Annotated in this window: 8 protein-coding genes and 2 rRNA genes; 2 read left to right on the top strand and 8 right to left on the bottom strand. The window is 68.9% G+C overall.

From position 1 onward, the window contains the following. Nucleotides 1-74: 74 nt before the first annotated feature. The 4 genes from ACQP0N_RS12900 to ACQP0N_RS12885 form a co-directional block, all read right to left on the bottom strand. Nucleotides 75-959, bottom strand: coding sequence for an NAD kinase (locus tag ACQP0N_RS12900; protein ID WP_355050203.1), 885 nt, complete (start codon nt 957-959; stop codon nt 75-77). An 88-nt stretch (nt 960-1,047) separates the two neighbouring features. Next, complete coding sequence (locus tag ACQP0N_RS12895) at nt 1,048-1,902, bottom strand: TlyA family RNA methyltransferase (RefSeq protein ID WP_433120241.1); 855 nt, start codon at nt 1,900-1,902, stop codon at nt 1,048-1,050. A gap of 42 nt (nt 1,903-1,944) precedes the next feature. After that, on the bottom strand, nt 1,945-2,235 hold the full coding sequence (locus tag ACQP0N_RS12890; RefSeq protein WP_433120239.1) for a hypothetical protein: 291 nt from the start codon (nt 2,233-2,235) through the stop codon (nt 1,945-1,947). Beyond that, complete coding sequence (locus ACQP0N_RS12885) at nt 2,222-2,962, bottom strand: hypothetical protein (RefSeq protein WP_433120237.1); 741 nt, start codon at nt 2,960-2,962, stop codon at nt 2,222-2,224. Before ACQP0N_RS12885 ends, ACQP0N_RS12890 begins: the two co-directional genes overlap by 14 nt. A gap of 111 nt (nt 2,963-3,073) precedes the next feature. Between ACQP0N_RS12885 and ACQP0N_RS12880 the strand changes: the two genes are divergently transcribed. Then, entirely contained in the window at nt 3,074-3,412 is a 339-nt protein-coding gene (locus tag ACQP0N_RS12880; protein ID WP_355050207.1) for an SCP2 sterol-binding domain-containing protein, read from the top strand. Nucleotides 3,413-3,547: 135 nt separating this feature from the next. Here the strand turns inward: ACQP0N_RS12880 and ACQP0N_RS12875 are convergent, their stop codons facing one another. Both ACQP0N_RS12875 and ACQP0N_RS12870 read right to left on the bottom strand, forming a co-directional pair. Continuing rightward, nucleotides 3,548-4,573 carry an HAD-IIA family hydrolase gene (locus tag ACQP0N_RS12875; RefSeq protein WP_433120235.1) on the bottom strand — a complete coding sequence of 342 codons (1,026 nt, stop codon included), beginning with the start codon at nt 4,571-4,573 and terminating at the stop codon, nt 3,548-3,550. Then, entirely contained in the window at nt 4,570-5,538 is a 969-nt protein-coding gene (locus tag ACQP0N_RS12870; RefSeq protein WP_433120233.1) for a tetratricopeptide repeat protein, read from the bottom strand. The genes ACQP0N_RS12875 and ACQP0N_RS12870 overlap by 4 nt, the downstream gene beginning before the upstream one ends. Between ACQP0N_RS12870 and ACQP0N_RS12865 the strand changes: the two genes are divergently transcribed. After that, the gene (locus ACQP0N_RS12865) at nt 5,527-7,374 is read left to right on the top strand and encodes a hypothetical protein (protein ID WP_433120231.1); all 1,848 of its coding nucleotides are present in this window, start codon (nt 5,527-5,529) and stop codon (nt 7,372-7,374) included. The two genes, ACQP0N_RS12870 and ACQP0N_RS12865, sit on opposite strands and share 12 nt — an antisense overlap. Before the next feature lie 90 nt (nt 7,375-7,464). On the opposite strand, the gene rrf is transcribed toward ACQP0N_RS12865, so the two are convergent. Both rrf and ACQP0N_RS12855 read right to left on the bottom strand, forming a co-directional pair. Then, a 5S ribosomal RNA gene (gene rrf / locus ACQP0N_RS12860) occupies nt 7,465-7,581 on the bottom strand. A 76-nt stretch (nt 7,582-7,657) separates the two neighbouring features. Continuing rightward, nucleotides 7,658-10,770, bottom strand: a 23S ribosomal RNA gene (locus ACQP0N_RS12855). Nucleotides 10,771-10,891 lie beyond the last annotated feature (121 nt).

Here is a 10,891-nt window from a genome sequence, read left to right as displayed (position 1 = left end):
CTAGCCTCTCGCCGCCGCAGCGGCGACATGTCGTCAGGTGGACAACCGCCGGACACCGACGGTGTGCGCCACCGTCACCGGCGGCTGCCCCGCCAGCCGTGCACCGGCAGGCCGAACTTGGCGACCAGCCGGTCGGTGAACGGACGGGCACGCAGCCGGACGATGCAAACCGGCAGGGCGCCCCGACGCACCGTCACCCGGGCGCCGGGCGGCAGGTCGTAGACCCGCCGGCCGTCGCAGGCGAGCACGGCGAGGGTCGTGAACGGGTCGACGGTGATCACGAACGTCGACGTGGGTGCGGTGACCAGGGGCCGGCTGAACAACGCGTGCGCGCTGATCGGCACCAGCAGCAGGGCCTCCACCTCCGGCCAGACCACCGGACCGCCGCCGGAGAACGCGTACGCGGTGGACCCGGTGGGGGTGGCGCAGACCACGCCGTCGCAGCCGTAGCGGGACAGCGGGCGACCGTCCACGTCGACGAGGAGTTCGAGCATCTGCGCCCGTTCGCCCTTCTCGACGCTGATCTCGTTGAGCGCCCACGACTCGATGGTCGGGCCACCGTCGAACTCGGCCGTGACGTCGAGCGTGAGCCGCTCGTGCACCGTGTAGTTGCGCTCGACGACGTCCCGGACCGCGTGGTCCAGATCGTTGATCTCCGCTTCGGCGAGGAAGCCCACCTTGCCGAGGTTGATGCCGAGCAGCGGCGCCTTCGCCGGGCGGGCCAGCTCGGCGGCGCGCAGGAAGGTGCCGTCACCACCGAGCGCGAAGACGATCTCGGCGCCCTCGGCGGCCTCCGGGCCGGTGACCGGAACCGTCCCGGGCAGGTCGAGGTCCTCGGCCTCCTCGGCGACCACCCGCACCTCGAAGCCCGCCGCGATGAGGTCGGCGGCGACCGAGCGGGCGTGCTCGGTGCTGCGCCGACGACCGGTGTGCGTCACCAGCAGTGCCGTGCGGCTCATCGGACCGGCCGCCCGTCCGCGACCGTACGGCCCGACGACCACGCACCGGCACGCCCGCGTGCCGTCGTGTGCCGCTCGCTGTAAGCCTTCACCCCGCGACCTCCTCCGCCGCCACGCCCGGCACGTCGCCGGCCGTCGTCGTGCCGTCCGGCCCGGCGTCCACCACGGCCCGGACCCGCTGCGGGTCGGCCGCCGGCGCGCCCCGGCGCAACCATACGAAGAACTCGACGTTGCCGCTGGGCCCCGGCAGCGGGCTGGCCGCCACGTCCGCCAGGCCGAGACCGAGCGTGGCCGCCGCGGCGGCCACGTCGAGCACCGCCTCGGCGCGCAGCGCCGGGTCGCGGACCACGCCGCCGGCCCCGACCCGTTCCTTGCCCACCTCGAACTGCGGCTTCACCATCAGGGCCAGGTCGCCGTCGTCGCGGGTGCAGCCGGCCAACGCCGGCAGCACCAGCCGCAACGAGATGAACGACAGGTCGGCCACCGTCAGGTCGACCGGCCCACCGATCGCGTCCGCCACGAGGGTACGGACGTTCGTGCGTTCCAGGACCCGGACGCGCTCGTCGGTCCGCAGGGACCAGGCGAGCTGCCCGTAGCCGACGTCCACGGCCACCACCTCGGCGGCGTCGGCGCGCAGCAGCACGTCGGTGAAGCCCCCGGTCGAGGCTCCCGCGTCCAGGCAGCGCCGCCCGGCGACGCGCAGCCCACCGAACGCGGCGAGGGCCCCGGCGAGCTTGTGCCCGCCCCGGGAGACGTACTCCTCGGTCGGGTCCTCGCCGGTGACCAGCAGCGGGTCGGCGGGGTCGACCATCGCGGCGGCCTTGCGCGCGGTCACTCCGCGCAGGTGGACCCGGCCGGCCTCGACCAGCGCGGCGGCCTGCTCACGCGAGCGGGCCAGCCCGCGACGGACGAGTTCGGCGTCCAGCCGGTTGCGACGTGCCATGGGTGTTTCTCCGGTCTGTCGGGCGGATTCGCCCTGCTCAGGTCAGGTCTGGTCGATGGTGGCGAGGGTCTCGCGCAGCGTCTCGTAGGCCGCCTCGTACTGCGCGATCTGGTCGGCCGGGGCGAGCGCCGCCGCGTTGTCCATGGCCCGCACGGCCGCCTCGACCGCCGGGTGGCTCGCCGCGTCGTCGGCACCCGTCGGCAGGTCGGGCGGCGGGCCGGGGCGGGCGCCGGCTGGCGGACCCGGCCGGGCCGCGAACGAGCCGGCCGGCGGCGGGCCGGGCCGGAAGCCCCGGGTGGGCCGGGACGAGCGCCGTCGGTCACGACCCACCATCCGGGCGGCGCTTACGGACGGCCTTCTTCGCCGGCATGTCCGCCGGAGTCGGGGTGTCGTCCTGGTCGGCGGACTGGTCGTCGCCGGTCCGGCTGATCGTCGCGGGTGGCTTGCGGGCGATGGCCTTCTTCGCGACGGCCTTCTTCGCGATCGCCTTCTTGGCGACGGGCGCGACGGCCTGCTGCGCGACGGGCGCGGCGGGCACGGCGGCTTGTTGGGCGACGGGCGCTCCGGCGGGGCCGTCCGACGGCACCGGGCCGTCACCGGGCGACGCCGCGCGGGTCGGATCGGGCTGCGGCACGGGCTTGGCGGCGGACTTCGGCGCGGCTGCACCGGCGGACTTCGGCGCGGGCTCGGCGGCGGACTTCGGCGCGGGTTCACCGGCGGACGGAGCGCTGGCCGTCGTCGCGGCGGGAGACTCGCTGGCCCGCGCCTCGCGCAGTTGCCGCTCCAGATCCCGTACCCGTCGGGTCAGCTCGGCCACCTCGTCGGCCGTCGCCAGACCGACCGCGCCGAGGGCCCGGTCGACCTCGAAGCGGACCAGCTTGGTCAACGCCTCCCGGTTGGCGGCGCTGGTGCTCAGCAACTCCTCGCCGAGCGCCTGCAGTTGGGCGGCGGTCGCCCCGCCTGTGCCGACGACACGACGCACCGCGTCCTGCGCCTTTTTCCGGGGCGCCTCCGCCAGGCCCAGGGCCAGTTCGAGGTAGGCGCGCCACGCGTCCTGCATGCCTTGGTCCTTCCATCGGGCGGGGTCTGCAGGTGTCACGCTACCGGGCACCCCGGACTGTCCCGTGCGGTACGGTGCCGGGGACGGCGTGGCAATCGGCGAGGGGGACATGTGGCCAGCGTGGACGAGTGCCGGCAGGCGTTGCAGGAGCTGGCCGCCCGGTTGGACCGCAACGCCGAGACGGTCCGTGAGCGTATCGACCTCGAACGCACGCTGGCCTGCCGCATCACCGACCTGGACACGGCCTTTCACGGACGGATCAGCGGTGGCCGGCTGGTCGAGCTGGCCGACGGCGACGACCCGAAGGCCAAGATCGCGCTCAGCACGTCCAGCGACGACCTGCTCGCGCTGGTCCGCGGCGACCTGGACGTCACCAAGGCGGTCACGTCCCGCCGAGTGTCGATCAAGGCCAACCCGTTCGACCTGATGAAGCTGCGCAAGCTGCTCTAGAGGTTCACGCTCCCCCGGCCCGGTGTGGCGTGGCTGGCCGTCAGCCGTCCCGCCGTCAGCCGGTTGCACGCCGCACGGGCCGCCGCACGCGATGGTTGGCCTCACGCAGCGGCTGGCCTCACGCGGCGGCTGGCCTCACGCGTTGGTGGGCAGCCCGAAGCTCTTCAGGGCGGCAGCCGCGTCCGTGCCCGCCGGGCGGATCGCCGGCGGCGTCGGGGCCGCCCACGCCGCCGCGCACAGGGCGGCAAGCGCGTCCAGCGCCCGGCCGTTCCCCGCCAGCTCCAGCGTCCCGTCGCGGTCCGTGACGGCCCAGCCGCCGGCGTCCGTCGGGCCCGGGACCCGCACCGCCGCCGCCGGGTCGAAGAGCCCCGCCAGGTCCCGCGCTACGTACGTGGGCCGCCGTCGTGGCTCGGCCGCGAGCAGCTCGGGTACGTCACTGACACCGGTGAGGACGAGCAGACTGTCCAACCCCGCACGGCGGGCGCCCTCGATGTCGGTGTCCAGCCGGTCTCCGACGACAAGTGCCTTCCCGCCGTCGCCGCGCCGGGCGGCGGTCTCGAACAGGGCCGACTCCGGCTTACCGACCACCACGTCCGGATCCCGTTCCAACGCGGTCCGCAGCACCGCGACCAGTGACCCGTTCCCCGGCAGCGGGCCTCGGGCGCTCGGCAGCGTGCGGTCGGTGTTGGTGGCGACCCAGATCGCGCCGGCCCGGACCGCGAGCGACGCCTCGGCCAACTCGGCCCAGCCGACCTGCGGGCCGTAGCCCTGCACCACCGCGGCCGGCTTCTCGTCGGCGCGACCGACCGGGGTCAGTCCGACCGCCCGTAGCTCGGCGCGCAGCGCCTCCGCGCCGACCACCAGCACCCGAGCGCCGGCCGGCAGCCGGTCGCGGAGCAGCTCGGCCGCCGCCGCCGCGGAGGTGAGGACCTCCTCCGGCCGCGCCGGCACGCCCATCCCGGTCAGCAGGTCGGCGACGTCGCTGGAGCGACGCGAGGCGTTGTTGGTGGCGTACGCCACCGCCCGCCCCTCGGCGTGCAGTTGGGCCACCGCCTCGACGGCGCCGGGAATCGGCCGGTCGATCAGGTAGATCACACCGTCCAGGTCGAAGACGACCAGGCTGTACCCGTCGATCAGCCGCTTCCCGGCGTCCGCGCTCACCGCTGCGTCGACTCCGGCTCGTCGCCCCGGACGGGGGCGGTCCCGTCGCCGCTCACGACACGGCCACCGTCGTCGGCGGGCGTGGTCAGGGCCGGGGAGGAGTCGTCCCTCTCCGGAGCGAGCACGTCGTCGTCAGCGTCGACGTCCTCGTCGTCACCGTCGACGTCCTCGTCGTCCACCCGGTCGGCGTCCTGCGCCAGGCGGCCGGTGACGCCGTCCTCCTCGTCGTCGTCGAAGTCCTCGTCCTCGTCGTCGAAGTCCTCGTCGCCGTCGGGGTCGTCCTCGTCAGCGTCGTCACCGGCGGTCAGGTCCGTGTCCGGCTGAGCCGGTACGGCGCCCGGCGTGCCCGGTCCGGCGGCGATCTCCTCGGCCTCGTCCTCCTCGTCGCCCTCGATGACGACGCCGTCGAGCTCGAGCAACCGCTCCGCGGCGTCGGTCTCGCCCTCGGTGTCCACGTCGGCGGCGCGGGAGAACCACTCGCGGGCCTCCTCACGCCGGCCCACCGCGAGCAGCGCGTCGGCGTACGCGTACCGGAGTCGCGCCGTCCACGGCGCTGCCGTCTCGCTGGTCAGGTCGGGCACCTGGAGCATGGCGACAGCGGCGTCCTTCTGGCCGAGATCACCCCGTGCTCCGGCGGCGACGATCAGCAGCTCGATCGCGACGGCCTGGTCCAGCTTCTCCTGGTCGGCGCCCCGGTACAGGTCGATCGCCCGCTCCGGCCGGCCGAGCGCGCGTTCGCAGTCGGCGAGCACGGCAAGGTGACTCTGCAAACCGGTCATCCGGTGGTACGTCCGCAGCTCGGCGATCGCGCTCTGCCACTCCCCCGCGTGGTACGCGGCCAGGCCGACCGCCTCGCGGACGGCGGAGATCCGCGACGCCAGCCGCCGGGCGGCCAGCGCGTGGGCCAACGCCTCGGCCGGGTCCTCGTCGATCAGCTGACCGGTGGCGACCAGGTGTCGGGCCACGGTCTCGGCGACCGGCTTGTTCAGCGAGAGCAGCTCGGCACGGACGTCCTTGTCGAGGTCGGTCGCGACGATGTCGTCCGGCAGTGCCGGGGCCGCGCCGCGCCCACCCTCGGACGCCTCCGGGCCCGCCCCACGCTCGTCGCGGCGGTGGTCGTCCTCGCGACGCGGCCGGTCGTCGGACCGGAAGCCGCCGTCACGGTCGCCACCGCGGTACCCACCTTCACGGGGAGCACCACCCTGCCGGCGGTCGCCACCTCGGAAACCGCCATCACGGTCGCCACCCCGGAAACCACCCTCGCGCGACGCGCCACGCTCACCGCTCCGGAAGCCACCCTCGCGGGACGGACCGGAACGACCACGGTCACCACCACCCTGGTAGCCGCCCTCACGACGGTCCCCACCACGGAAGCCGCCCTCGCGGTCACCGCCACGGAAACCGCCTTCACGGCGGTCGCCCCCACGGAAGCCACCGTCGCGGTCACCGCCACGGAAGCCACCCTCGCGCGGGCCGCCGGAGCGCGTCGCGTCGCGGGAGCCACCCTCACGGCGGTCGCCCCCACGGAAACCACCGTCACGGTCACCACCACGGAAACCGCCTTCACGGCGCTCTCCACCACGGAAACCGCCCTCGCGGTCGCCGCCTCGGAAGCCACCCTCACGGGACGGACCGGAACGACCACGGTCACCGCCACCCTGGTAGCCGCCCTCACGGCGCTCTCCACCACGGAAACCACCCTCGCGGTCGCCGCCTCGGAAGCCACCCTCACGGGACGGACCGGAACGACCACGGTCACCGCCACCCTGGTAGCCACCTTCACGACGGTCCCCACCACGGAAACCACCCTCGCGGTCACCACCGCGGAAGCCACCCTCGCGCGGCCCGCCGGAGCGCGTCGCGTCGCGGGAGCCACCCTCACGGCGGTCGCCCCCACGGAAACCACCGTCACGGTCACCACCACGGAAGCCACCCTCGCGACGGTCGCCACCACGGAAACCGCCCTCGCGGTCACCACCGCGGAAGCCACCCTCACGCGGCGGACCGGAACGACCACGGTCACCGCCACCCTGGTAGCCACCCTCACGGCGCTCTCCACCACGGAAACCACCGTCACGGTCGCCACCACGGAAGCCACCCTCACGGGACGGACCGGAACGACCACGGTCACCGCCACCCTGGTAGCCACCCTCGCGACGGTCGCCACCACGGAAACCGCCCTCGCGGTCACCACCGCGGAAGCCACCCTCACGCGGCGGACCGGAACGACCATGGTCACCGCCACCCTGGTAGCCACCCTCACGGCGCTCTCCACCACGGAAACCACCGTCACGGTCGCCACCACGGAAGCCACCCTCACGGGACGGACCGGAACGACCACGGTCACCGCCACCCTGGTAGCCACCCTCACGGCGCTCTCCACCACGGAAACCACCGTCACGGTCACCGCCCCGGAAGCCACCCTCACGACGGTCGCCACCACGGAAACCGCCCTCGCGGTCACCGCCCCGGAAGCCACCCTCACGACGGTCGCCACCACGGAAACCGCCCTCGCGGTCACCGCCGCGGAAGCCACCCTCACGGGACGGGCCGGAACGACCACGGTCACCGCCACGGAAGCCACCGTCACGGTCGCCGCCACGGAACCCGCCCTCACGACGCTCGCCACTGCGGGCGCCGCCGTCGCGGCCGCCGGTGTTGCCGCCACGGGCGCCGCCGGCGTTGTCACGGTCTCCCCGGTACGGGGGCCGGTCGTCGCGGCGCGCTCCACGGTCGCGTCCACCGGGGCCGTCGGTGCGGTCCTCGTTACGACGGGGACGGTCTCCGCCCTGCGGTCCTGAACTCACAGGTACATCCTTCCTGATTGCGCCACCAATGGCGCCACGCAGTCGAGGGCCGACCCTGATGGGGCGGCCCTCGACTGGAAGATTGTCCGGCGGTGTCCTACTCTCCCACACCCTCACGAGTGCAGTACCATCGGCGCTGGAGGGCTTAGCTTCCGGGTTCGGAATGTGACCGGGCGTTTCCCCTCCGCCATGACCGCCGTAACTCTATGAACATATCAACCATCACCAACACGGTGGGTGTTTGTTCAGAGTTGCACAGTGGACGCGTAGCAGCTTAGTAGTCAAGTCCTCGGCCTATTAGTACCGGTCAACTGAACCCGTTACCGGGCTTACATTTCCGGCCTATCAACCCAGTCGTCTAGCTGGGGGCCTTACCCCACCAAAGGTGGGTGGGATACCTCATCTTGAAGCAGGCTTCCCGCTTAGATGCTTTCAGCGGTTATCCCTTCCGAACGTAGCTAACCAGCCGTGCCCCTGGCGGGACAACTGGCACACCAGAGGTTCGTCCGTCCCGGTCCTCTCGTACTAGGGACAGCCCTTCTCAAGTATCCTACGCGCACGGCGGATAGGGACCGAACTGTCTCACGACGTTCTAAACCCAGCTCGCGTACCGCTTTAATGGGCGAACAGCCCAACCCTTGGGACCTGCTACAGCCCCAGGATGCGACGAGCCGACATCGAGGTGCCAAACCATCCCGTCGATATGGACTCTTGGGGAAGATCAGCCTGTTATCCCCGGGGTACCTTTTATCCGTTGAGCGACACCGCTTCCACTCGCAAGTGCCGGATCACTAGTCCCGACTTTCGTCCCTGCTCGACCTGTCAGTCTCACAGTCAAGCTCCCTTGTGTACTTGCACTCAACACCTGATTGCCAACCAGGCTGAGGGAACCTTTGGGCGCCTCCGTTACCTTTTAGGAGGCAACCGCCCCAGTTAAACTACCCACCAGACACTGTCCCTGAACCGGATAACGGTCCGAAGTTAGATACCCAAATCAACCAGAGTGGTATTTCAAGATTGCCTCCACCCATACTGGCGTATGGACTTCACCGGCTCCCACCTATCCTACACAAGCTAACTCAAGTACCAATGTCAAGCTATAGTAAAGGTCCCGGGGTCTTTCCGTCCTGCCGCGCGTAACGAGCATCTTTACTCGTACTGCAATTTCGCCGGGCCTGTGGTTGAGACAGTGGGGAAGTCGTTACGCCATTCGTGCAGGTCGGAACTTACCCGACAAGGAATTTCGCTACCTTAGGATGGTTATAGTTACCACCGCCGTTTACTGGCGCTTAAGTTCTCCGCTTCGCCCCCGAAAGAGCTAACAGGTCCCCTTAACGTTCCAGCACCGGGCAGGCGTCAGTCCATATACATCGAATTACTTCTTCGCATGGACCTGTGTTTTTAGTAAACAGTCGCTTCCCCCTGCTCTCTGCGGCCATACAACGCTCCACCCGCGCGGGGCTTCACGTCTCCGGCCCCCCTTCTCCCTAAGTTACGGGGGCAATTTGCCGAGTTCCTTAACCACAGTTCGCCCGATCGCCTCGGTATTCTCTACCTGACCACCTGTGTCGGTTTGGGGTACGGGCCGCTAAGAACTCGCTAGAGGCTTTTCTCGGCAGCATAGGATCACTGACTTCACCTGAATCGGCTCGGCATCACGTCTCAGCCTCCATGTGTCGCGGATTTGCCTACGACACGGCCTACACGCTTACCCCGGCACAACCACCGGCCGGGCTCAGCTACCTTCCTGCGTCACCCCATCGCTTGACTACTACCCGCCAGGTTCCCACGCTCCCCAACCTTGACCCGAAGGTCGCAGCCGGTTTGGGTGGTTAGCACAACGAGGTTCATCAGGGACGCTCTTTCGCGGGTACGGGAATATCAACCCGTTGTCCATCGACTACGCCTCTCGGCCTCGCCTTAGGTCCCGACTCACCCAGGGCGGATTAGCCTGGCCCTGGAACCCTTGGTCATCCGGCGGAAGGGTTTCTCACCCTTCTTTCGCTACTCATGCCTGCATTCTCACTCGTGCCGCGTCCACAACTGGGTCACCCCGCTGCTTCACCCCCGGCACGACGCTCCCCTACCCATCCACACACCTGCACGGAAAATCAAGTCTCCGCGTGGTTAAAATGTGAATGCCACAGCTTCGGCGGTGTGCTTGAGCCCCGCTACATTGTCGGCGCGGAACCACTTGACCAGTGAGCTATTACGCACTCTTTAAAGGGTGGCTGCTTCTAAGCCAACCTCCTGGTTGTCTATGCGACCCCACATCCTTTTCCACTTAGCACACGCTTAGGGGCCTTAGCTGGTGATCTGGGCTGTTTCCCTCTCGACTACGAAGCTTATCCCCCGCAGTCTCACTGCCGCGCTCTCACTTACCGGCATTCGGAGTTTGGCTGATTTCGGTAAGCTTGTGGGCCCCCTAGACCATCCAGTGCTCTACCTCCGGCAAGAAACACGCGACGCTGCACCTAAATGCATTTCGGGGAGAACCAGCTATCACGGAGTTTGATTGGCCTTTCACCCCTAACCACAGGTCATCCCCCAACTTTTCAACGTTGGTGGGTTCGGCCCTCCACGCGGTCTTACCCGCGCTTCAGCCTGCCCATGGCTAGATCACTCCGCTTCGGGTCTAGAGCATGCGACTAAAGCGCCCTATTCAGACTCGCTTTCGCTACGGCTCCCCCACACGGGTTAACCTCGCCACATGCCACTAACTCGCAGGCTCATTCTTCAAAAGGCACGCCGTCACCCCGCAAGGCTCCGACGGATTGTAGGCGAACGGTTTCAGGTACTATTTCACTCCCCTCCCGGGGTACTTTTCACCATTCCCTCACGGTACTCGTCCGCTATCGGTCACCAGGAAGTATTTAGGCTTACCAGGTGGTCCTGGCAGATTCACGGCAGATTTCAGGGGTCCGCCGCTACTCGGGAACACCCACAGAAGGTCAACAGCTTTCACCTACCGGACTCTCACCGTCTACGGTCAGCCATTCCAGACTGTTCGACTAGCCATCAACTTTGTAACTCCTCGAACAAGTGTCAGCTTGTTCAGCAGGGTCCCACAACCCCGACCACGCAACCCCTGACAGGTATCACACGCAGCCGGTTTAGCCTCAATCCGCTTTCGCTCGCCACTACTCACGGAATCACTAAATTGTTTTCTCTTCCTACGGGTACTGAGATGTTTCACTTCCCCGCGTTCCCTCCACACACCCTATGTGTTCAGGTGTGGGTGACACCACATGACTGGTGCCAGGTTTCCCCATTCGGACACCCTGGGATCACAGCTTGGTTGACAGCTCCCCCAGGCCTATCGCGGCCTCCCACGTCCTTCATCGGCTCCTGGTGCCAAGGCATTCACCGTTCGCCCTTGACAACTTGACCACAAAGATGCTCGCGTCCACTGTGCAATTCTCAACAAACAACCAACCCACAACCCAACAACCCCACACCAGCACCACCACAGTGATCGGTATGTGAGGCCAGGCCATGCCTGGCAGACTCC

The organism is Micromonospora sp. CA-246542, from assembly GCF_050942905.1.
Taxonomy (GTDB): domain Bacteria; phylum Actinomycetota; class Actinomycetes; order Mycobacteriales; family Micromonosporaceae; genus Micromonospora.
The sequence above is the reverse complement of the archived record's forward strand: the minus strand, read 5'-3'. Positions and strand labels throughout refer to the sequence as shown.